Origin of the sequence: Cytobacillus dafuensis (assembly GCF_007995155.1) — a bacterium.
GTDB classification, from domain to species: domain Bacteria; phylum Bacillota; class Bacilli; order Bacillales; family Cytobacillaceae; genus Cytobacillus; species Cytobacillus dafuensis.
Genome location: NZ_CP042593.1, coordinates 1215645 through 1239531, shown reverse-complemented (window position 1 = coordinate 1239531; position 23887 = coordinate 1215645). Strand labels below are relative to the sequence as shown.

Sequence of the window (23887 nt, the reverse complement as noted above, 5' to 3'; positions counted from 1 at the left end):
TTCACTCACTTCTTCTAGTCCCGACTTGAACGAGCGAGTTACCAACCAATGGGCGGTAGCAAAAAGACTGTTGTCCTCATAGTCAGAATTTGTTGACAATTTAATCATAATGTATTATTGTTTCTCTAATTATATCCACATATTGTAAAGTGCAATGAAGAGGAAGAGTAATTAATCACTCGAATCTTAGAGAGCCCATGCTGGTGAAATTGGGTATTCGAGCTTAATGAAAGAAGTCTTGGAGCAGTTGACTGAAAAATTGGAGTAAGTCAACCGGGAATTTCCCGTTAAAGAAGTGTGCAGCAAGATAGTGAATGGCTGCATTATGAGCGGGTTTTTAACCAATTTAGGTGGTAACGCGGAAGCAAGTCTTTCGTCCTTTTATAGGATGAAGGGCTTTTTTTATTTTGAACATATAGGAGGATTCGATAATGTCAAATGAGAACATGGCAGAACTGTTATTTCCGGATGTCAGGCAGGTACCGGCTGATATTTATTCACTATATCCGCCAAGAAATTTGTCTTCATCTGCTTTGATTACACGTTTTGCACAGAGCCCAACTGGTTCATTGAATATTGGTGGGCTTTACGCAACTTTAATATCGGAAAGATTAGCCCACCAAAGTAATGGAGTCTTTTTCTTGCGTATTGAAGACACAGATAAAAAACGCGAAATAAAAGGCAGTCTCGAAAACATTATAAATTCATTGTCATACTTCGGGATTCATTTCGATGAAGGACCTCAGCTTTCAGGTGACGATAAGGGGGCTTATGGACCGTATAAACAAAGCTCACGAATACAAATCTATAAGGTATTTATGAAGCATTTAGTCCGAAATGGATTAGCCTATCCTTGCTTCTGTGATACGGACGATTTACAAAAGATAAGAATAAATCAGCAGAACTTAAAAATAACAACAGGTTATTATGGCAGGTGGGCTAATCATCGAGATATTTCTTTTCAACAAGCCAAGGAAGAAATTTTAAATGGTAAACCGTTTGTTATTAGACTTAAATCTTCGGGGTCATCAGATAGTAGAATAACGTACCATGATTTGGTTAAAGGTCCGATTGAGTTACCTGAAAATGACCAAGATATTGTTATCATGAAAACGGATGGTTTACCAACATATCACTTTGCTCATGCCATAGATGATTATCTGATGGGTACAACCTTTTGTCTTAGGGGCGATGAATGGCTTTCTTCAGTGCCTATCCATATTCAGTTGTTTGAAACCTTAGGGTTTAGAATACCGGAATACGGACATATTGCTCCAATAATGAAGCAAGTGGGAGCTTCTAAACGGAAATTTAGTAAACGTAAGGATCTTGATGGTACCGCTGATTATTACAAAGAACAAGGATACCCAGGAATCGCTCTAAGTGAATACTTCATGAATCTCATCAATTCTGACTTTGAAGAATGGAGGATGACAAACCCTCATAAATCATTTAGAGACTTTTTTATCAATACTGATAAAATGAATGCCAGTGGTGCTTTATTAGACATGAATAAACTGGGTGATATCAGCAAGGATGTTATCTCTAGGCTCACTGGTAAACAAGTATTTGACCATTTATACACTTGGTCAAAGGAATTTGATTCTGAGCTTTATACTTTAATTGACAAGAATAAGGAATACACTGTAAACATTCTAAATATAGGTCGAACAATTGAGAAACCAAGAAAAGATTATTCAAAGTGGTCAGATGTGAAGCCAATGATTGCTTTCTTTTATGACGAATTGTTTGAAAAGGATGTATTGAGTGGCTATAAGTTACCTACAAATGTAAGTTTTGATGTTGCGAAAGAAATTGTACTAGGTTTTAGCAAAACTTATAGGTTTAATAATGAAAAAGAGGCTTGGTTCCATGAAATGAAAGAACTTGCTGGGGAACTCGGATTTGCAAAGGATATGAAGCAATATAAAGCCAATCCTAACAATTACAAAGGGCATGTTGGTGATGTAGCGATGGTAATTAGGGTCGCTCTAACTAACAGAACCAATACACCTGATTTGTTTGATATTATGAAAGTAATGGGCGAAAAAAGGGTTCTTTCAAGAATGCAGACATTTTTCGGTGATTCCATTTAACCAACTAAAAAGCATGTCAAAAAAATGACCGGGCATCACTTTCCCGGTCATTATAACTTTATTTATATAGCCACATCTTTCAGTTAACTACTACCTCCACCCTACGCTTTACCACTATTTATGATACGGTTCTCCGTGAAAGTTCTAAGTGAGGTTTGAAAGGTTCCGTTCAGCTATTAACGGACTAAAGTTGGACCAACTAATGCTTCTGGGTTTTCCCCCAATGCCAACTTGCTAATATTAGCATAGCTGAGTTGGTTATGCGTTTTTAGTAATTGCTTTAAATCAAGGAATTTTTTGTCTGTTTTTAAATTTTCGATTTCCCGATAATAGACAGACAACACATAATCATCTTGAGACATCGGATTGAATTTACCTGGGTCTTCATCCATAATTAATGAGCCCATATATTGATATCCAAACTGCAATTGACGAGTCAGTTTAATGATATTGATAAATTTTCTGTAAATAGATGGTTTTGTGGAATTTAATTTTCCGATAGCTATTTGCGCACTTTTCAATTGGTCGTAACTTGATGTTGTTAGCATAATCTCTCTCCCTTTTTGCTCGGTATTAATCCCATGGTTTATCCACTGAAAGTTTGGAGACGAGTTCGTTATTTTGTTGTCTTTTTAGCTTGCGAATTTTTTCACGTTCTTTCCCCGTATCATAGAGAAATTTTTCTTCCTCTGTTTCTGGTATAACACCTGGAACTTCTATCGGCCTTTTATTTTCATCTAGAGGGACAAAAGTTAAGAATGCTGTAGCTGCAATTCTACGTTTTCCAGTTTCAAGATCTTCGGCCACCACTTTACAGAAAATCTCCATGGACCTTTTACCTGTATAGCTAACAAATGATTCGACACAAACCGAATCACTTACTCTGATTGGTTCAATGAAGTTAACTGAGTCAGTAGATGCCGTAACACATTCCTTTACCCTTGAGTGCCTGCGAGCGGAAAGTGTCGCACAAGCATCCATCTTCTTCATTAGTACTCCACCAAATAATGTATGATAATTGTTCAAATCATTAATGAGAACTTGATCGGTTTGAACAACACGCGTTTCTTTAACCTTTTTTGCTTGCATAAAATACCACCTTATATAAAAATACATTGAAGCGCTCGCCTCAAATGTATTAAAATTTCCACAAAGAGAATTATAATATGACTATAGTGGAAAGATACAATGCCAATCCCATATGCAATTCATAACAAATTAGTATGTAAGCGCTCTTTAGCCTACACAATAAAAAAGCCTCCCCTTAACAAGAGAAAGCCTTTTACTATTTGACTCAATTTTAGATTATGAATCATGGTTATGATTAGATGTCGACAGCTTTACTTTGGCAAATCGGATAAATTCTTTCGCAACCTGTGATAAGTATGCATCTTTTTTCCAGACCATAGCTAAATTCCATTCGATTGTAGGATTGATTACGGTTATAGTCCGAAAATCATTTGATAGTTCCAAACATGTATTCTCAGGCAGCAAAGTAATACCTATATTGTAAGCAACCAATTCTTGAATAAAATCTAATTGTGATGTTTCCGAAATAATTATCGGTTGAAAACCAGCTTCTCTGCAAGCAGTCATGACAAGGTTTCTTAACTCAAAATCTCGATTGAACATAATAAAGCTCTCTTCTTTAAGCTCTTTCAATGACACTTCCTGTCTCCCCGCAAGACGATGAAACGAGGGTACCACTAGTTTTAATTTCTCATTAACAAACCTAAAATGGTCTAGATTATCATTTTTCTCCGTAAGAACGAGAACCCCAAAATCTAACAACCCATTGACAACCTTCTCCTCAATCGGCTTAGATCCATCCTCTTCCAATTGGAATGTCACCTCTGGATATTTTTCATGAAACGAGGCAATCAGTTGTGAGAAGAAAATAGAATTAGTTATCGCTGGGAGTCCAATTCGGACATGGCTTTTTTTTAGCATGAACATCTGACCAAGTTCCGTATCCAAAAGATGCAACTGTTTTTCAATTATTAATGCATGTTTTTCTAGAATACGTCCTGCATCCGTTAAAATCAGCCCTTTTCTTGTGCGAATAAATAGCTGTGTACCAAGTTCACCCTCCAAGGATTTGATAATTCTACTGAGGGCAGGCTGCGTAATAAACAGATTTTCAGCTGCATTGGTGAAATTGCCAGTACGTGTAACTTCAATAAAACACTCCAAATGTTTAATTTCCAAACCTATCAAACACCTTATAAACTTTTTTAAAGATATTTTAGTTTACCACACTTTTTTCTTTAGTAACCTCACTTGTGATTTATCAAAAAGGCAAACCAATATTTTTGAAAAAACCTCATTTACTTATGATACAGTTCACCGTAATTGATATAAATGAGGTTTTCTGTTTCGCTTTACTTCTTTTTAGCTTCATATACTTTCAACAACTTACCTTTTATTGTCGTGTTTTTCATCTTTTTCAACACAATCGGACCTTTATCATTTAATATTTCAACATAAGAAACAGTATCTAGAATTGTAATGATGCCAATATCCTCCACTGTAACTCCTTCGAGTTTAGCAATCGTTCCAACAAAATCTACTGCCCTAAGCTTCTTTTTCTTCCCGCCATTAAAATATAACTTCATGATTTGTTTGTTTAGTTGTTCATTTTTTGCCTTTTTAATCGTTGGTTCAACACTCATTTTTGCTTCAAAGGCAGTTTTCTTTTTTGAAACCTCTTCTATTGAAGGAGGGGTTATGCTCGGGATCTCAAAACCAATATATTCTTCAATTTCACTTAAAAATCGATCCTCAAATGGGGTAACAAACGTGATGGCTTTCCCCTTCTGACCCGCACGTCCCGTTCTTCCCGTGCGATGGACGTAACTTTCTTTCTCTAATGGAAGATCATAGTTGATGACATGTGTGATATTTTCAATATCAATTCCTCTAGCGGCTACATCTGTAGCAATTAAATAGCGGAATTCTCCCCTTCGAAAATCATTCATCACATCAAGCCGATCTTCTTGTACCATCCCACCGTGAATTTTATCGCAGCTATAACCTAAATCCGTTAACTGATCACACACATCATCTACTCGATCTTTTGTTCGACAAAAAATGATGCAACTATCTGGATTTTCAACAATCGTTACATCTTTAAGTATAGAAAACTTATTGTCTTCTTCTACTTTAAAAAGAGAATGATCTATTTTAACTGTGGTGAGTCCAGTTGCTTTTATTTCAATATCGATAGGTGCTTTCATATATTTAAGGGATAGGTTTTTGACTTGCTCTGGTAAAGTAGCCGAAAATAGCATCGTCACTCGATTTGTGGGTAGCTTTGTTATAATTGCCTCTACTTGTTCAATAAAACCCATGTTTAACATTTCATCTGCTTCATCAATAACTAGATAGCTAATCCGTTCTAACGCTAGAGTACCTCTTTCAATATGATCTAACACACGGCCCGGAGTTCCGACGACTACATGTGTTTTTTGCTTTAATTCAGTTTTTTGAATGGCAAAAGGTTGTTTTCCATAAACCGCAGATGCTTTAATTCGTTTAAATCTGCCTATGTTCGTGATATCCTCTTTCACTTGAACAGCAAGTTCTCTCGTCGGTGTCAAAATTAACGCCTGAGGTTTGTTTTCCTTCCAATCGATCATGTCACAAATAGGAATCCCGAATGATGCTGTCTTTCCACTTCCTGTTTGCGATTTCACAACAAGATCGATCTTCTCTAACACAAGAGGTATGACCTTACTCTGTACTTCTGTTGGATTTTCATATTTTAAACTGTCCAGTGCGTTTGCTATTTCTTCACTTAAATTAAAATCTTTAAAACTTCTTTTACACATAACTAAGCCTCTTTTATTTAGATTATTTTTCTTATTATTTCCGTAAAGATCATTACCTTATACAAACTACTATTATACGCGAATATACACCTAGCAAATGAATAAATGCTCCTATTAAAAGACTTTTCGTTAAGATTTATTCCCCCACATAGATCTACGGTTGAGAGGGAGATAAAATTATTTCTCACCTTACTACTATAGTGTTATATCCATTCACCATATTTATCCGATTTAGTTTAGGTGTAAAATAAGCTACAGCTATTTTATAGATTACTTTATGTTTCCTGATATAACAAATTCCTCATTAATTGATTATTAAATGTAAATAATATACAATTACAATAGCTAAATTAGCTATTTTAACTAATACCATAAGGAGGCTGTCATTGTGATCATTAATTCAACCGAATTACAAAATAATTTTGGAAAGTATTTAATGCTAGCAGCCCATGAGGATATTATTATTACACGAAACGGTACGGAAATTGCTAAACTAACCGCAGTAAGAGACGCATCTACAGAAAATACAACTATGATGGAACAAGTACGTGAAAAGGCTCAAGAATATAGCTCTGACGGTAAAAAAGCAACGTTTGAAGAGTTTCTAGAATTACAGAAGGAATCCGAAGAAAGATACGAATATATTGACGGAGAAATCTATTTGCTCGCTTCTCCAAAAACAGCTCATCAAATAGCTATAACCGAGCTATTTGGCATTTTCTATAACTTCTTTCAAGGGAAAAAGTGCACACCAATGGTTGCCCCATATGACATTGAACTTAGAAGATCACAAGAGAGCATTAATATGGTTCAGCCCGATATAATGATTATTTGTGACCTAGAGGAAAAAATAAATGAACAAGATTATTATAAAGGTGTACCATCACTTGTCGTAGAGGTACTATCTAATAGTACTCGAAGAAAAGACATGATTAAAAAACTCGATCTTTATATGTCTTGTGGAGTAAACGAATACTGGATCGTTAATCCAGAAAACAAGGAAGTCACTGTCTTTCTTTTTGAAGAAAAAAATATAACCAACAATACCACATATAAAAATAATGAGACTGTACAATCCTATATTTTTGAGGGACTTAGCGCGGAGATTAGAAGGATTTTTAGAGTGTAACAGAATATGACTATAAGATGCGAAAAAGATGGCTGCTATATGCCATCTTTTTCTTTTACGAGTCCTTAAACATTGAGACGTTCTACTTACACATTTATACACAGCCACCTACTAGTAAAATGATAAAAAACTTAAAAAATAGTTGTATAGACTACCTGATAATTATCTCTTACATTTGGTCTCGAGGCTGAACGGGTGGTTCAAGTTGAATTTGTTTGTCAAGATAGATTTTAGAGATAACAGGAGATGCCGTTAATCGTTTTATTTCATTTGCTGGCAGTTCAATGGTTACTCCGTTGAAGGCGGTCTTATAAGTGTACTTGATCCTATACGGAACATTATTTTCATCTAATAATGTTAGAAGTTTCCGAAACGTGTGATGACTTTGTTCAACTTGCCTCTTAGCTTCCTCTAGTGTCAGGGTGATACCATTTGCTTTCGCTACTAAGACGGCTATTCTCGCTGGCTTCGTTTTGAATTCAATGATAACGGAGATGATCTGATTGCTTGAAAGGTCAATGGATGGATCTACCTTGGCTGACCAATACATAGTTTTTTTCACCACCTTGTCTTCCTTTTGATAGGAAACCTCTCCTTTACTGGTATGACATCCACCTATGAACATGAATAAGACTATTAAAAGGACTCTACAGTAGCACTTCTTCCTAACATTCTAACTCCCCCCTTTAAAGAGCGAAAAAAAAGCTATACTAAATTGGACTCCTACCCTAGCTAACTTATTTCTGGCATAACGTGGATATCACAACATTTGGCAAGAGAGTTATGATATTATATGTAATCTCCAAAATCTTCGTCCATGTCAAAAGTATATGCTCTATTCCCTAAATATGTCGGACTTAAATCTAATGGAACCGGTAAGATAATGAATAAAACCTTGCATATTTTGGACCACTTCAGATCGTTAATTATGGAAAAATCGCTCACTGTTTAGTTTTAAAACTCATTAATATCAGAAATTACATTTTTAAACAGTTCAATAAATTTTATTAGTTTTTTATCAAGCTATTAACTGTGATTTCCACCATTAACCACTTTAATTTAAGATTTTCTTTAACACAGCCATAAAAAAAAGACGTTGTAGCAAACACTTTTTATTTGTTTACTCTAAAAAATAGGACAAAAATAAGTTTTCACCTACTTTTGCCCATCCTATTAATATTAGGAAAAATATACGCGTGGACGTGAAAAACGTCTAAATTCCAACCCTAAAAAAAATACTTATTATTTATTATCAAACTCAATATATGTTGTTGAATCTACATTAATTGTAACGTCTCCATACCCTTCCAAATAATAAGTTCCTACAGGAACAGTTTGCGTAACTGTATCGCCGTAATGGAAGGTGAATGTGGTAGGTGTTATGTCATTAACAAGATCTAGCTTGACGTCTTTTGTTGGATCGGCAGGAATGATAGTGCTTGCAGTACCTGCTGCATTGTTGCTCTTAAGGAAAATGTAGATGGTATCGCTTGTTACATTGTTTACAGTAAATGTGCCCGTTGCAGAGCCTAATGCTTGTGTTTGCAGCGAATTCTTGTAATCTTTTATTAATTGTCCATAGTTCTTAGATGTAAACTGTGTCGGAGAATAGATAAAGGTTATCGAGTCAGTTGTCTTTAAGCCATTATAGAGCTTATACGTGACTGATAGTTTATTATCGGAATCAAGTTTAGCCACAAATGTACCTAAAACCTTGCCACTATTTGGAGCAATTAGATTACCTCTGTATCCACGTGCTGTTCTTGCTTCTTTAGCACTTATTTTGGTGTATTCAAAAGGGTTGCCAATTTCGAATGCTTTCTGTCCTGCAGTTGTAAACGTACCTGCTTCGATATATTCGTCTTGGAACTTGTAGTAATCAAGTACCAAAGTACCTGTTAATGCCTTGGTGTGGAAGGTATAGCTCTTCTCAGCACCTTTATAATCCAAATATACCGTTATATCTTGATCGTATGGTTGTGATGGAATTGGTGTGAAATCAAGATGTGCTGTTGAATTTGTACTATCATAGCTGAATGTTGTGTCTATAGGCTTTCTTTCGCCGTTGTTTACCGAATACTCGATCTTAAAGTCACCTGCAACAGGTGAAACAAGTCGTGGGTTAAATGCCAAGGTTGCCGACACCGAACCATTTTTGGCAGAAACAGATGACAGTGCTGGTGATTGTGTGTATCTTAGTGTAATATTCCCATCCGCTCTGTTGTTACCTGTTTCTGCATAGGTATAACCCGGAAGTGTGCTTTTGTAATAGGTTCCACTATAGCCATCCGTCGCACTGGCTAGAACAGATTTGATTGTTGTTGCACCATCAAAACCTGAGAATTGTGTTACAAAATCGCCATTTGCGTTGCAATTTAGATAATAATTGTAGGTCAATCCATTATTTTTTGAAATCATTAGCGCATTATTTCTTTGACTCACTACAGGGCTTCCTGCATAATACTGGTTTTGCACACCGTTCAGCTGCGCTACCTCTGCAGCATGGCTATAGATATTCCCCTTTACAGATAAAACGTTGGTTGTGCTAGGGAATTCAAAATCAAGTGGTGTACTGAAGGATAATACTGGTCTTGTACTATCAACAACAAGCCCCCCACCAAACGCGGTGACACTTTTAACGCCATCAACGGTTAAACCAAGACCGAGCTTATAAACACCTTCAGGAACAATTGATGAATTATTTGCTACATTTCCTGATTCATCAATCGGATAATAGTTTTTCTGTACAGCGAAAAACATAGTAGCCGATCTGCCGTCACCTGCCGGGAGTGAAGATGTGAGATAGTCACCATAACTTCCGACTATTTTGTAACCGCTAGGTGTACTGCTATCTTTTTTAAGCAGATAAACGCTCATCTTGTCTCCAGGAATTTGACCGGTATATGTCATTACAAATGGTGCTGTGCCGGAATGCTGACTATCTGCTATACCACCGTTTTTAACAGGATCGCTCGTAGTTAAAATCGGTTTAACTTGCCAAAGGTTTTGGATCGCAAACGGAAGCGTACTTGCATCAACACCCGTGACGTAAACCATGAATGGTAAAACATAGTTTCCAGACGGACCTGTTATGTTCAAATAGCCTTCGTATCTTCCTGTTTTACAGTTTTTCGGTATGTTCATATTGGTGTTAAAAGTTGCCGATTGCCCTGGCTGAATAGTCAGAGAAGTTTGCTCCATAGAAAATGAGACATTATTTTGGGCAGCCGAGTTTGAGAAATTTGTGTCATTATTGTACGTAACAGACATTGTATATCTAGAAGCATTATCTCCAGAATTTGTAATGGTAACAGGCAATTTCTTCGTGCTAACTGTACCTGTTGCACTGTATAAAACTGTGCCAAAGCTCAATGAAGCTAATGACTGATTTGTGATTAATTCTCCTGGTTGCCCACTAGGAACATTGTCGGTTACAGAAATGATAGTGTCTTTGTCTGTAACAAGTGCGCGCATCGGATCGACAAAGCCTGAGCCAATTTCAAGCACACTTGCTGTCGGAGCGGAAGTAACACCAGAATTAATTAGCGTTGGATTTGCTGTATTCATTAAACGAGCTTTTATTTCTGCAACTGGGGCATTCGGAAAGTTTTGTCTCATAAGTGCAGCAATTCCAGCAATATGTGGTGTTGCCATAGAAGTACCACTCATCCGTGCATAAGCGTTAGAATAATCCGTTGCATTATGATCCGGGTTAATTAGGAACGCAGGTTGTGTAGACATAATGTCAACACCCGGTGCAGTAATATCGGGCTTAATGGCCGCTGTTTCAGAAACAGGTCCAATTGAACTAAAACTAGCAGGGGTCTTCGGCTGGTCATCAAGACTAAGTGTTCCGAAGTCAATATAGGATGCATTCCCTTGTCCAACAGTTGTTGTGTATACCGATGCAAGCGAGTCACCTGACTGATGAGTAATCGAAAAGATAGGTAAACTGTTCAATTTTTCACCGCTAATTGTGTTATTAGGAAGAAAACCTTCCTCGGTATCCTTATTAATAATTAAAATAGCACCTGCGCCGAGACGCGCAGCTTGGGGAGGTATGTCGGTAAATGTTAGCTCACCGCGTTTCACCACAAGGATTTGTCCAGCTAGACTGTTGTCCGGTAGGGCATTGAGTTGATCAAGTGAAGTAGCTGTGTTGCCGCTACCTGTCACAAGAGTATATTGATAGCCTTTGCCGTCCACATAATTTAAGTTGTTGGCCGTTATTTTGTTATCGGCAAAAACGTTGCTCATATCGCTTCCTGTTACTTTGATTGCCATCGTTGCGCTATTGTCTACATTTGCCGCATTATACATTTTTGTTGCGCCACCGCCATAGTTGGATGCAGCTACAGTTATTGGAAGAGAAGCAGTTCCAGGAGTGCCAAGTGATTGTGCCCGGCGGGTTCCACTTGGAGACAGTCCGTTATTACCTGCAGCAATACAAACAATTGCTCCAGCAATACTAGCGTTGTTAACGGCAATATTCATTGGATCATAAGCAGTATCTGTTGGAGCTCCTAATGAAAGATTTAGTACTTGCATTCCGTCCTTAACTGCTTGATCAATAGCTTTAATAATACCAGCTGAAGGACCTGATCCATAAGGACCTAAGACTCTGTATGCGTACAAATCAGCTTTAGGGGCGATTCCCAGCGTATCAAAAATTGATGATGGGTTGTTGCCTGTTGCCGCGATGGTTCCGGCAACATGTGTACCGTGACTTGTGTAAAAAGTCTCTCCTCCAGAATTACGTTCAGGTGTACCATTATTGGCGTTCGCATTTACCCAATCTTGGAAAGTAGTTTCCATTGGGTCATTATCTTCATTAAGGTTGGACATTGAAAGCTGGCCACTTGGAAGAACAGTAACAGTAGGATTTCCTATGTAATCATGTCCACCTTTGTAAACACCAGTCAAATCCGGATGATTGTAATCAATCCCAGTATCAAGTACGGCTACTTTCACGCCTGTTCCGTCAAAGCCCATATGGTTTAATTCTTCGGTTTTTAAAACGGAGCGGCTTTCTTTCATACCACCCATTGATGTCGTGCTATCGTCAGTAACATATACTCCGACATCCTGCCCATTGTCTGTTGGGTCTGTATTGACCATAAAATCAGGGCTAACTGAGTATACACCAGGCAGCTCGGCAATCGCGTTAATTAGATTGGCAGGCACAGTCATGCCAACTCCATTTACTATATCGTGGAAATCGTATCCTAACTTAACTTCGTTACCATATTTTTCAATCGCTGATTTAAATTTTGATAACGCGGAAGCAGCAAGTTTTTCCTCGTTACCAACAGCTTTTTGATGAAGTTTGTTGTAAGCTTTTTGAATTTTGGTTGGCAGTACATCGAACTGTACAATAATATCTGTCATCTGTGTAGATGATAGGTCGCTAAATCCTTGTGCACCTATTGGGTTATTCATAGACTCGTAGAGATCGTTAACATAGTCAATCTCATCGGGGCTCAATTGAATTGATTCATCTTTGATAACAGCATCTATGCGTGATTTGTCAAAAGTAAGCTTGCTATTGTCAATTGGTATTACGTTACCTAAGTCTCTTGGTGTGTATCCATTAAGTCCAATCCCGTCATCAAAATTGCTAGAAACGGTTGAATCCTGACTGGTATTTTCATATGTGTTTTGGTTTACGCTTTTGGCAAGGACAGTATCTGTTTTAGTGTTCTGAGGTGTTAATACAAACCCACTTACGACCATACCCATACTTAAAATTATACTTAGTATCTTTTTCGAATTCTTCTTGACCATCTTTCTCTCCCCTTTTTAAATTGAAAGTCTTACATAAAAAACTTTGGCCTCACCTCCTGTACTGAAAATGCCAGTTTATAAGGCGAAGCCTGGTCTGTGGTCTTTACATAAATCCTTTTTTTGTTTCTCTTTTTACCCATAAAATCTAAACCTCTTCTTTCCTAAAGTAAATTAATATATTGGTAAAATTGAGAGGGCATCGTACTGATAACTTAACTTCACATTTAATACCCATATCGGTCTTTCTACATCAGGCAAATAAAATTTATCAACTAATATTTTTGCGAATTAGGAATTTATTTTGAGGGTTATTAAATATTCTGAAAAATACTTTTTTTATATTATATTCTTGTCTCTAATTCGGGTAAATTGGGGGAATTCTAAAAAAAATTTAAAACATGAATCAACAAGAAAATATATTTTAATGTTGTTTTTTTGTGTAAAGTGTAGAAAAATGTTGAGGAATTGGTAATATAGGAAATTTTGTAATCTGGCAATCTGAAAGATATTGTCACTTAATTGGGGGAATTTTTAAGAAAAAGTATTTTTTTACTTTTAGAGAACTAACAAACGATATAAATTTTAGAAAAAAATCATGATTTATAGGTTAATGTATTTTTTTATGATTGTAAAAAACAAAATGGCTCCAGTTTTTCTTTCCATATAAAGTATATCTTTTGTGGCACTAGTGGATAGTTAAGTAGTGAGGCTGTTGTAGTAAAAACACAAAAGTAATCATAGTTTTAGAGTAAGAATTATATCTATCTAAACATTCTTTGTATTTACGGTCGTAGTCTACGTTAATTATTATAATAATGTTTGAAATGGTACGAGGAAAATGCAAAATTGGAGATTCCCAAAAATCCAATAATATCAACTGTATTTATTACAGTGCCTATTATTAATTACTATAATAAAGCATAAAATTTCCTAAAATAAAGTCCGCTACCCTACCACATAGGCGATGGAGGGGCGAACAGCTATGCAGTATTAAGCTGCGAAAGCTAAGTTGTTGTTTTGTTTGCCAGTTATAGGCTTTGACGTTTTAACGAGGCCGATCCCCTCGACTCGCAACCTAAGCTCGAACTACCCCTGTCGAATCCGTAGCTTCCCCATTGTAAAGGCTCAGCAGCTAATTAAAGCTTGCTTGACATCGGAAGCTCATTGATTGTTTGAGCTAAGTATCATCGGTGAAACACGGGGACGGTTCTGCTGTTCCCTTAAATTCCGATATCACTTTATGACAGCTAATCGGTTTTCCCTTCAAAAAACGAAAGAACCGTCCCCATGTTTTTGGCGAAGCTGCAATTTGTAAAGAAACTAACCTTCCAGTGGAACACGATTTCAAGTTTCATATAAACAACTCATACCAATGCAAGTGAATTTTTGGAAAAGTCCTTTTTATAAATCGATTAGAATAGAAAAAAGGGGAGAGAACTTATCAGCAATGGATGAATCCTCTCCCCTTTAATGGTGAAGTATTTCGCTATTTCTTTATTGAGTTGTATTTGTTTACTATCTATCTAAACAAATACCGTCACAAAATTAATTTAAAAACTTCACAAAGTTAGAATAAGCAGTAACTATATCTTTATAGTAACCAACCAATTTATCCATAATAGAGGAATGATTGGACCTTTCATTTTCTATTGCTTCTTTTTGATCATTTTCTTGTTCATCTTGACTTACTTCAACATCTGAAACTGTTTCTTCATCTAGAACCTGTACTGGTTCTACACGATCTTCTTCCGTATTTCCTACTAAATCTTGGTTATCCGCTGTATTATCAATCCCTAAATTATCTTTGCTGTCTGTTACATTATCCTCAGAAGGCATCGTTACATCTGTAGCGATGCTTGCCTCAGTCGTTTCTATTGCTGTTTCTGCACTTACAGATACTTCCTCCTCAGTCGTACCTTCTAAACCAGTATCAACTGGTAACTCTGATAATTCATCTGCAACGTTTTCTTCAGATTCTTCTTCAACGATTCCTTCAGAATCTGATTGATTAAAATGCTTATCAATGAGAGTTTGATAATAACCAATAAGACTTTGATAATTATCACCGATTAATTGATACGTTCCAATTACCCATTGATCAAAAAATCCATCATCTGCGTTTGATACATTTTCGTCAGTTACAGAATTGTCAGTTTCTGCTTCATCAGTAGGTTCTGATGCTTCATCATCTACTGTCTCTTCCCCTTCTACTACATCTTCTGCGTTTTCTTCTGAATCTGCATTTTCTGTACCTTCTACAGTTTCTGCTTCATCAGTAGGTTCTGATGCTTCATCATCTACTGCTTCTTCCCCTTCTACTACATCTTCTGCGTTTTCTTCTGAATCTGCATTTTCTGTTCCTTCTACAGCTTCTGCTTCATCAGTAGGTTCTGATGCTTCATCATCTACTGCTCCTTCTCCTACTACATCATCTGCGTTTTCTTCTGAATCTGCATTTTCTGTTCCTTCTACGACTTCTTCTTCATCAGTAGGTTCTGATGCTTCCTCGTCTACTGCTTCTTCCCCTTCTACTACATCTTCTGCGTTTTCTTCTGAATCTCCATTTTCTGTTCCTTCTACGACTTCTGCTTCATCAGTAGGTTCTGATGCTTCATCGTTTACTGCTTCTTCCCCTTCTACTACATCTTCTGCGTTTTCTTCTGAATCTGCATTTTCTGTTCCTTCTACAGCTTCTGCTTCATCAATAGGTTCTGCTGCTTCCTCGTCTACTGCTTCTTCCCCTTCTACTACATCTTCTGCGTTTTCTTCTGAATCTGCATTTTCTGTTCCTTCTACAGCTTCTGCTTCATCAGTAGGTTCTACTGCTTCATCGTCTACTGCTCCTTCTTCCAGTGCTGGTTCAGCTGTATCAACATCATCTGTTTTGAACGATTTATTTTTTGCTAATTCGCTAATTATTTTTCCTTTCTCAGGAGATCCTGGTAGACTTCTGGCTAAATCAGATACTTCCTGGCCGTGATTTTGTACTTTTTCTTGAATTTCCGGATTAACTTCTTTATTATCAAGTTCTGCAGCAGAAATTGGTGCACCGGCAGCTAAAAATGTAGCAGCCATCATAGTTGTTGACATCACAAATGGGGCCACTTTCTTCGATAATTTTTTACTCTCTTTTTTAGAATTCATTTGTTTTTTATTCATCTTTTCATCTCCCTATTCGTTATTTATCCTTTTATTGGCTGATAGATGTTTCTCTACAAAAATGTATGTATACGATAACACCTCCCTTATAGCCCACTGAGAAAGATTCAGATTTCTCAGTAATTCAGATTCTTAGCAGCACTACAACTGCTTGTCTCTTACTATAAAATAGAGATATTACCAGATTATGTTGCCTGGATTAAAAAAAATAACGATTATCTTACTATTTTGTAGAATTTTGTAATAAATAAAATATTTTGTTTTTCAAGTTTCCCCTTCCAAAGTAATTATGAATGGCGTCTTTTAGATATTCCACCAGCGTTTTTATCTGTCCTCTTCTTTACTAAGTATCTGGATAATCCTGCCAATTCCCTTTACATATAAGACAGGAACGAAAAGATTATTTCTTTTATTAAAGAAAAGTTAACAGTTCATTTAGGAGAGATGAATATTTTTTTACTTGCTTTTGATTTGCGGAAACATCCCATGATTTGTTGATGTAATTTTCCTCATTAGGTTTTCTCATACCTGAAAGTTTGGACAGGGATGCACATTTTTCAAAGTATATTTTTTCAAAAAAATGCAATTTCATGGGTGTTTTCAGCAATTGTACTAAGATGACATCGGGGTGATCCAGATTGCTAAAGTTGATCAAACCACCTTTCCATTAAAGAGGACGCCATTCTCCTTCTGCGAGCGATTGGTAGTAAATTTTTATGAAAGTGAGAAGGCCGACGCTCATCGTAAAAGTTGTTGGGTGATGGAAAAGCATTTTTCCTCTACAGCTATTCGGATACGACTTAATAACGTTTTCCAAGCACTGTACACAACACAACTTAATTGTTTATCATTGCATAAAAAAACTCGCCGATTGGCGAGCTTTGAAAAGGCGAAGACAGAGGCGTAGTTGCACATATCGCGCTCATACATGCCACGTCCTCCTAAAAGCTTCTCATTTGGTCGTGCGATGTATCGCTTACAAAGATTTCCATATCCTGTGGTATTCGCCCGACTAGTCTAATTATCGAATAGCCCTCTTCCTCTCAGATTTGCGGAAACAGGCTCCTTTCCTAATTCACGTGCCCATGTAGATAACTGGCCGATATGGTGGATTTCGTGGACAATGACATGACGTATGATCTCTCCGTGTGTACATTCAATGACTCGGCGCCTGATTGCTGCGTCTCTAGAGCTAATCGGTTCTTCATTGAAATCAGTTTCTGAAAGTTTCCGAGAATCCATTTCATTTGTCCAAGATGTCACAAATGGCTTCACTTTCTCATGGTATTGAGCTGAAAGATTTTTGACTTTTTGTAAGCTAGCATAATCCTCAAACAATGGCTCCTCAGGCACTGGTTCACCTCGCAAACCTAAGATCCACATATATTCCACATCTACAATGTGAAATAAGGTATGTAGGATACTGCCGAACCCACCGACCCGTTTCTTTAATAGTTCTTCATCCGATATGTCTTCGCACCATGTAAACCAATCATCACGAACTTGCCAGTTATATTGAAACAGTTTCAACATCACAGCAGCCTCCATCTTTTATAGATTAACATTTAATATTCACCAAAAGACTTCAAAATTCCTATTTAAATAATAACTCTAAAAAAACTTGTTAATATCCTCCACAAACTGGCCTTAAAATGAAAAATGAGAGCCAATCCTTGTTCCAGGATACTCCCCTTTAATGGAATAAGGATTAGCTTCTATTAGCTAGTTAGCTCAATAAGAAAGGAGTTTAACAAAAAGGTGCTTAATCATCCGTGATCAAAGCACCTCTTTAGTTCATAAAAACTTTTCTCCCTTATATCCTGCCTTTTGAATTAATTGGTCTGTTTTCTCGATTTCCTCCCGATTATGACTCCTTCTCAACTTACAATCTCTTAGATAAGCAAGAGTCTGTTTTTCGCATTAGGGAAACGCAGGAAACGTCCCAATGTTTCCATAATGAACCATCCTAGTTGTTCATTCGTATTAATAGTAAATACACTGAAGAGGTGATTTTAATGAGTGATCAAAGATTAACTTGTAAGGCTTGTGGGAGTAATTCCTTTGCTGTTGGGGAAATAGGACATGGCTATGCAAATATCAGGCCAGTGAACAAACGAATGACACAAGGCTCGCCTTTACTACTTACATATTGCCAAGATTCTGGGGAGATTGCCTCCATGAAAGTAAAAGAAATCAGTAAATTAAAGAAATAGTAACTCAGAAATTACTTTAAAACACGTGGACGGTTCTCACTCTTGCTGCTATATAAAATTAAACTAAATTCGTTATTAAAAGGGGACTAGGACTCCTTTTAATCAACTTACATTCTCTTAAATAGGAGAGAGACAGTTTTTCGCAATAGGGAAACGCAAGAATCGTCCATACGTTTCCCAGAAAAGAAAAATACTACACACAAAAGTGCTGTATGGAGTGACACCTGCTATCCAAAAAGTAGTTGAATGAACACAAGGTGAGGGCATATCCTAAAGTTTGATTCATTTATTTTCTTATCGAATGTTCTTGTGCGAGCCGTCACAGTTGGGCTGTTAAGGATGCATCCACTTAAATTCTTCGGTCAGGTCGCAGTCAAGAACGATTTTTCTCAACTTCTCATATTCTTCCTTCCACTTTTAGCTTTACCTAAAAATTCATCAACCTTAGGATTCGTTCTACTATTGGCCATCAAGGAATTGTAGATGGTCCTTAAAGCATCCCTAAACAGTGATTCAAGCTCTTTTTTCCACCATAATTTCATTCATATGAATTTTTAAAAAATACAACCGTATTATTGATGCAGGATGGTTGTGTTTTTATAAAGATACCGTTAAAATTACAATGAAAGTTCTTTATTAAGAACGATAGAGACAGACTTTCAACTCTCAATCCTTTATTTAAGCTGAATAATTGAATTCCAAATTAGAAAAGCTGATGTAGGAGGTGATGGTGATTTTCAAAAAAGGATCACTAATTAAATCTTTTCCAATTGCCTTGAATACAGATAATGATATACGGTTGTGTTTTTCACTAGGCTTTCCCTATTCTACATAGATTTAAGACAGTAGAAAAGGACTTAATAATATTTGGAGGATGATACAATGAACAAAAAGAAGTTAATTGGTTATGTCATGACAGGGGTATTATCAGTTGGGATAGTTGGCGGGTTGGGAGCATCGGCATTTGCGACGTCTACTCAGGAAAACGATAAAGTGAAGCAGTCTACAAATTCTTTAACGGATACAGAAACGCAAGAAAGGATTCAAAAGATTAAGGATGAACTAAAAGCACTCGGAATTACTCTCCCTGGCCAAGTGGATAAAGATGAATATCTTGCTAATTTGGATGCAGCTACAAAGAAAAAATTAGAAGCGATTGCAGGAAAAATAAAAACGAATAAGTTGACATCAGAGGAAGCTCTAGAGATAAGGAAACAAAGAATTAACCTTCCTAAACAAGAAAAAAGGGCCGAAAAATTCGCGAATATAGATGCGGAAACAAGGGCAAAAGCAAAGGAAGTTTTGGAAAAAGTAATGGCCGGCACCATGACAAAAGATGAAGCTAAAGCAGAGCTGGAAAAACTAGGAGTTCCCCTTCCCAATCTAGGAGAAATACGCAAACCGCTTGCTCATTTAGATAGCGATACAAAAGCTAAGGCCGAAGCTATTAATAAAAAACTAAAGGAAGGTACGATGACAAAAGAAGAAGCTGCGATAGAAATAAGAAAACTAAGAATTAACCTTCCAGGTCAAGGTGAAAAAGACCAAAACCTTATCGATAAGGCAAATACAGAAAAAGAGAATCATGATGTTAAACCTCCAAGGTTCTAATAGAAAGCTAAAAATTGAAGAAGAGCCAGCAATAGAAATGCTGGCTCTTCTTCAATTTTTTTATTCATTTTGTCAACGTTGTGATTATAACAAGACCTTGGCGCTACTTATTTGGTAAAGGTCTAGGCGGTCTTACCTCGTCAGTTTTAGCAATCGCAACCGTTACCTTCACTGTGTTCTCACCATATGTGACGGTTATCTCTGTGATCCCAGCTGTCTTACCCAAGATAACGCCATCCTTAACCGTTGCAATTTTTTCGTTTGCTACTTTATAGGTAGCTTTGGCTGTTACATCTTCTTCTGTTGTTTTATCACCAATTGTTGTAACTTCTGTGATTTTCACACTATCTGTCGCGCCTTCGTTAATGAGAATGTAGTCTTTTTCTGCCTTCAAGCTAACTGTTTTTTCTGGCTCAGGCTCTCCTTCAACTACTGTTACGGCTACCGTTACTTCATTTTCGCCGTAAGAAATTGTGACCGTTGTTTCACCAACAGCTTTTGCCGTAATGACACCAGCTTGAACTGATGCGATCGTTTCGTCTGCCACTGTGTAAGTAGCTTTTGCTGTCACATCTTCATCCGTTGAGTTATCGCCATCTTTCGTTGTTTGTGTTACTTTTACTGTTGCGGTTTTGCCTTTTTCAATTTTTATGTCTGATTGGTCTACAGATAAGCTGATTTCAACTGCATTTTCTACAGCAAAATCTGCCTTACCTTTATTTCCAGCAGCGTCTTCTACATGTACTGTGACTGAATCTGCCGCTTGAGTTAAGTCGATTTCAAATGAACCGTCTTGGTTTAGTGTTAATGGTACTGCACTGCCCGCCTTACCATCGCTTGTGATAACATAAGAAGCCTTAAGTTTTGTATTGAGGTCGTAATGAAGTCCGTAATCCTTTAGAACATCATTGTAATCGATGTACTTATCTGTTACTTGGCCTGACAATTTATTCTTTGCCACTTCACCCTCAATTTTAGGCTTTGTTGTTTTTACAATTACTGGGCCAACATAATCACTGATTACGTTTCCTGCTACTGTTTGTGCAGTATAGTCAATCGTATAAAGTCCATCAGGAATTTTAGTTAATTGTGCTGGATTTTCCCATGGTCTGTATTGCCCATTGATTGCTAATTGGTAGGAGCCTGCACCTAATGAGGTACCTGCATGTAAGTAACCAATATAACCATCGCCATATTTTCCACCCTCAGGATCTTGGATATCCCAAATTTCAATATAGTTATCTAGGACATTTCCTGTAATTGTGAAGTAAAGCATAGCAGAGTCTTTAACTCCGTCCGCATTAAAGGATAGGTCTGTTTCTGTAATCCGCATATCCTTTATTTGAACAGATGGCACTCCGCCGAAGTCGGCAGCAAATGGCAAGGAAATGTGATTTTGGCCACCGTTAATATGGATATAGCCTAAATATTCGTCTCCTGCTTTGGCTGCAGGGTTTTTCGAAGCTGTTAATGTTACGTTTAATAGCTGCTCGCCATTTGGAGCTAACGTAAAGGAAGGAGTGTCAATTGTGATTTTTGCATCAGCAAATGACTTGGTTACGTTCACTTCTACATTGAAGTTCCCACCCGCTCCTTTTAGGTCTTTGACACGAATTTGCTTTGTAACTGAAATGTTCTTATCCAGTTTTTGTGGACCAAATGTAACGGTTCCTTTCAGGTTTGGCACAATCTTGCCGCTTGCATCAAGTACTGCTTCATCTTCTGCATAAGCAAGTACACTTGGGAATGCTGCAGCATAAGCGTCTACACGACCTGCTCCTTGAGCAAAGACATCATATTTACTTGTGTTAAGGATTTTTGCAGTATTGGAAAGGGCTACTTTTACATCAAACGCATCCCAAGTTGGGTTAGCTTGTTTGATTAGTGCGGCAATTCCAGCAATATGTGGTGTTGCCATTGACGTTCCTGAAGAACGATCGTAAGATTCTTCATAGCTTGCTTCAGGGAAATCCCATTTGTAAGCAGGTACAGAAGACATAATATTTGTCCCAGGTGCTGTAACATCTGGTTTAATATCAAAGTTCGGTGTGGACGGGCCACGCGAACTAGAATCACTGACTTCATCGCCTTCAGACCGTGTTGAGCCGAATTTTCCGAATGTGACAGTGCCTGTTCCCGTCTTAAGCGCATCACGAATAGCTGTTCCATCTGTTACAGACATATCGATTGAAGGAATAAAGGCAAATGAATCGCCTATAAATACATTTGATACGTCAGGTGCATTCGTTCCACCTGAGAAGTTATGGATAATCGTTGCGACTGCACCGTTTGCCTTTGCATTGGCAATTTTATCAACAAATGCAATTTCTCCACGGGAGATGAGAGCAACCTTTCCTTCTACATTAATGCCATTAAAGTCTGCCTTATTACCGACTCCTGGGATGGCTACAAGCTCGTATTCACCTGTTAATTGATTCTGTAAATCCTGTCCAAATGTTGTACCCATGAATTTTAATTGTTTAGCATAGCTGTATTTCTCACCGACTTTAACTGTTACTTCTCCGTTATATTGCGTTTCTGGATTTGTCGTGTTTCCAACCGCAATTCCAAGACGAGCCGTTGCTGGAGTTCCCATTGTTCCACGCTTTGGTCCATCGTTACCTGTTGCAATGACCGAGATCACTCCAACCATCATGGCGTTGTTAATCGCAAATGAGCCCGCATCAGTCTCTGTGTTAGCTCCTCCGCCAAGTGAAAGGTTGATAACATCCATTTTTTCCTTAACTGCATGCTCGATGCCCGCGATAATTCCTGATGACGATCCGCTTCCATATGCACCAAGTACACGGTAAGCATATAGGTCAATTTCCGGGGCAATCCCCTTAATTCCGTATTCATTCGCACCGATGGCAGCAATTGTTCCTGCAACGTGCGTTCCGTGACTCGTGTAGAAGGCACGACCGTTTGCATTGAATTCTGGCTGGTTAGCCGGTCGCTCTTTCGGTGATGTTTCACGTGCATCATCATCTGCCCGTTGGCGAGTATAGGTAGAGCTGTTTGGAATGAAGTTTTTTCCACCCTTATAGATTCCTTGGAACTCTGGGTGGTCTGGATCAATCCCTGTATCAAGTACAGCTACCTTGATTCCCTTTCCTTTGTAGCCCTTATCCCAAAGCTTCTCAATCCCTAGGAAGGGGATGCTTGTGTTCATCTTTGCCTCGTAATCTACTACTTTTTCAAGATCAGATGACGGATCCACTGGCTTCTTAACATCTGATGCATGAACGATTGCATCTGGTTCTACTAATGTGATGCCTGTAATGTCTAGAAGTTTTTTGAGGTCATCCGCTTTTACTTTGGCAGCAAAGCCGTTAAGAACGGTATCATAGGCAAAGCCTTTTTCAAATGTAACGCCCTTAACTCTCATTTCTCTATCGACCGTTGCTTGCTGTCTTGTTACTTTACTGCGAATTTGTGAAAGCTGGGAGTTTGATAGTGTTTTTCCTTTTAGCTTTTCAATCCCTTTTTCTAACGCTACCGGTTTTTCCGATAGATGGATAATGACTGGAATCTTTTCATTACCTGATTTATCCTGTAAATCTTTATGCAGCCTTGGTAAACCTTCGGAAGCCTCCAACTGATCTGCGATTGCTGTCTTTAGCAGCATGTTTCTTTCGCTCTGTTGATGTTGCTTGAATGCTTTCTGTTCAACTGTTTCTGTTGCTGTCGCCGATACAGGCAATCCTAGCGAAAGCACCATAATAAAAGCTAGGATACTACTAAATAGTTTTGTAAACTTTCTTTTCCTCAATTCACTTCCCCCTTCTCCTCTTTTTCCGTCATGCACCTGAATGGACGGAAACTATTAATCTATTCACGTACCTAAGTATTAGAATCTATTTCATTCTCTATAGTAAAGAATGAATGAACGATAGTTTCGTTGCTGTTCTCTGTCTTAGCGATGAGATTTGTATAAGATTTCAACCCCCTTCGTTTTTGATCTGCCAGATACAACAATTCTCACCCCTCCTTCATTCGTTCTTTAAAAAGAACAAAATAAACAAAAAATGAAATGAAATTAAATTCCTTTCATTTAATTGAATT

General features: G+C 37.6%; 13 protein-coding genes, 1 other RNA gene, 1 pseudogene and 1 other annotated feature. Of the genes and pseudogenes, 4 read left to right on the top strand and 11 right to left on the bottom strand.

The window, feature by feature from the left end:
- Positions 1–145 precede the first annotated feature (145 nt).
- Positions 146–384 (top strand) — a binding site (T-box leader).
- Between the two features lie 47 nt (positions 385–431).
- Positions 432–2096, top strand: coding sequence for a glutamate--tRNA ligase (gene gltX, locus FSZ17_RS06025; RefSeq protein WP_057775185.1), 1665 nt, complete (start codon positions 432–434; stop codon positions 2094–2096).
- Positions 2097–2272: 176 nt separating this feature from the next.
- On the opposite strand, the gene FSZ17_RS06020 is transcribed toward gltX, so the two are convergent.
- From FSZ17_RS06020 to FSZ17_RS06005, 4 genes are all read right to left on the bottom strand, one after another.
- Positions 2273–2644, bottom strand: a complete 372-nt coding sequence (locus FSZ17_RS06020) for a hypothetical protein (RefSeq protein WP_057775188.1) — start codon at positions 2642–2644, stop codon at positions 2273–2275.
- A 25-nt stretch (positions 2645–2669) separates the two neighbouring features.
- Positions 2670–3185 (bottom strand): acyl-CoA thioesterase, encoded by a 516-nt coding sequence (locus FSZ17_RS06015; RefSeq protein ID WP_057775192.1) that lies wholly within the window; start codon positions 3183–3185, stop codon positions 2670–2672.
- 216 nt (positions 3186–3401) lie between these two features.
- Positions 3402–4304: a LysR family transcriptional regulator gene (locus tag FSZ17_RS06010; RefSeq protein WP_057775195.1), complete on the bottom strand. Its 903-nt coding sequence runs from the start codon at positions 4302–4304 to the stop codon at positions 3402–3404.
- Between the two features lie 173 nt (positions 4305–4477).
- Entirely contained in the window at positions 4478–5926 is a 1449-nt protein-coding gene (locus FSZ17_RS06005) for a DEAD/DEAH box helicase (RefSeq protein WP_057775198.1), read from the bottom strand.
- Positions 5927–6314: 388 nt separating this feature from the next.
- Here FSZ17_RS06005 and FSZ17_RS06000 point away from each other — a divergent pair, with 388 nt between their 5' ends.
- Positions 6315–7055 (top strand): type II toxin-antitoxin system Phd/YefM family antitoxin, encoded by a 741-nt coding sequence (locus FSZ17_RS06000; RefSeq protein WP_057775201.1) that lies wholly within the window; start codon positions 6315–6317, stop codon positions 7053–7055.
- A 169-nt stretch (positions 7056–7224) separates the two neighbouring features.
- On the opposite strand, the gene FSZ17_RS05995 is transcribed toward FSZ17_RS06000, so the two are convergent.
- From FSZ17_RS05995 to FSZ17_RS05975, 5 genes are all read right to left on the bottom strand, one after another.
- Positions 7225–7617 carry a protease inhibitor I9 family protein gene (locus tag FSZ17_RS05995; protein WP_228460287.1) on the bottom strand — a complete coding sequence of 131 codons (393 nt, stop codon included), beginning with the start codon at positions 7615–7617 and terminating at the stop codon, positions 7225–7227.
- A 680-nt stretch (positions 7618–8297) separates the two neighbouring features.
- Positions 8298–12245, bottom strand: coding sequence for a S8 family serine peptidase (locus FSZ17_RS05990; protein ID WP_185150669.1), 3948 nt, complete (start codon positions 12243–12245; stop codon positions 8298–8300).
- 1438 nt (positions 12246–13683) lie between these two features.
- Positions 13684–13953: a transfer-messenger RNA gene (gene ssrA / locus FSZ17_RS05985) on the bottom strand.
- A gap of 431 nt (positions 13954–14384) precedes the next feature.
- Positions 14385–15998: a midas domain-containing protein gene (locus FSZ17_RS05980; protein ID WP_146846397.1), complete on the bottom strand. Its 1614-nt coding sequence runs from the start codon at positions 15996–15998 to the stop codon at positions 14385–14387.
- 1017 nt (positions 15999–17015) lie between these two features.
- Positions 17016–17531: a DinB family protein gene (locus FSZ17_RS05975; RefSeq protein ID WP_057775223.1), complete on the bottom strand. Its 516-nt coding sequence runs from the start codon at positions 17529–17531 to the stop codon at positions 17016–17018.
- 482 nt (positions 17532–18013) lie between these two features.
- Between FSZ17_RS05975 and FSZ17_RS05970 the strand changes: the two genes are divergently transcribed.
- Positions 18014–18211 carry a hypothetical protein gene (locus tag FSZ17_RS05970; protein ID WP_057775226.1) on the top strand — a complete coding sequence of 66 codons (198 nt, stop codon included), beginning with the start codon at positions 18014–18016 and terminating at the stop codon, positions 18209–18211.
- A gap of 336 nt (positions 18212–18547) precedes the next feature.
- On the opposite strand, the pseudogene FSZ17_RS23640 reads toward FSZ17_RS05970, so the two are convergent.
- Positions 18548–18681 (bottom strand): annotated as a pseudogene (locus FSZ17_RS23640) (hypothetical protein); the annotation flags it as partial.
- Between the two features lie 412 nt (positions 18682–19093).
- On the opposite strand from FSZ17_RS23640, the gene FSZ17_RS05965 reads away from it, so the two are divergent.
- Positions 19094–19822, top strand: coding sequence for a hypothetical protein (locus tag FSZ17_RS05965; protein WP_057775230.1), 729 nt, complete (start codon positions 19094–19096; stop codon positions 19820–19822).
- 103 nt (positions 19823–19925) lie between these two features.
- Here the strand turns inward: FSZ17_RS05965 and FSZ17_RS05960 are convergent, their stop codons facing one another.
- Positions 19926–23594, bottom strand: coding sequence for a S8 family serine peptidase (locus tag FSZ17_RS05960; RefSeq protein ID WP_082625348.1), 3669 nt, complete (start codon positions 23592–23594; stop codon positions 19926–19928).
- Positions 23595–23887: the final 293 nt, after the last annotated feature.

What these genes read in the sequence shown, in the direction of transcription:
- FSZ17_RS05980 (WP_146846397.1), bottom strand. Translation starts at nt 15,998, where the DNA reads ATGAATAAAAAACAAATGAATTCTAAAAAAGAGAGTAAAAAATTATCG.
- FSZ17_RS05965 (WP_057775230.1), top strand. Translation starts at nt 19,094, where the DNA reads ATGAACAAAAAGAAGTTAATTGGTTATGTCATGACAGGGGTATTATCA.
- FSZ17_RS06005 (WP_057775198.1), bottom strand. Translation starts at nt 5,926, where the DNA reads ATGTGTAAAAGAAGTTTTAAAGATTTTAATTTAAGTGAAGAAATAGCA.
- FSZ17_RS05975 (WP_057775223.1), bottom strand. Translation starts at nt 17,531, where the DNA reads ATGTTGAAACTGTTTCAATATAACTGGCAAGTTCGTGATGATTGGTTT.
- FSZ17_RS06020 (WP_057775188.1), bottom strand. Translation starts at nt 2,644, where the DNA reads ATGCTAACAACATCAAGTTACGACCAATTGAAAAGTGCGCAAATAGCT.
- FSZ17_RS05970 (WP_057775226.1), top strand. Translation starts at nt 18,014, where the DNA reads ATGAGTGATCAAAGATTAACTTGTAAGGCTTGTGGGAGTAATTCCTTT.
- gltX (WP_057775185.1), top strand. Translation starts at nt 432, where the DNA reads ATGTCAAATGAGAACATGGCAGAACTGTTATTTCCGGATGTCAGGCAG.
- FSZ17_RS06015 (WP_057775192.1), bottom strand. Translation starts at nt 3,185, where the DNA reads ATGCAAGCAAAAAAGGTTAAAGAAACGCGTGTTGTTCAAACCGATCAA.
- FSZ17_RS05990 (WP_185150669.1), bottom strand. Translation starts at nt 12,245, where the DNA reads ATGACTGTGCCTGCCAATCTAATTAACGCGATTGCCGAGCTGCCTGGT.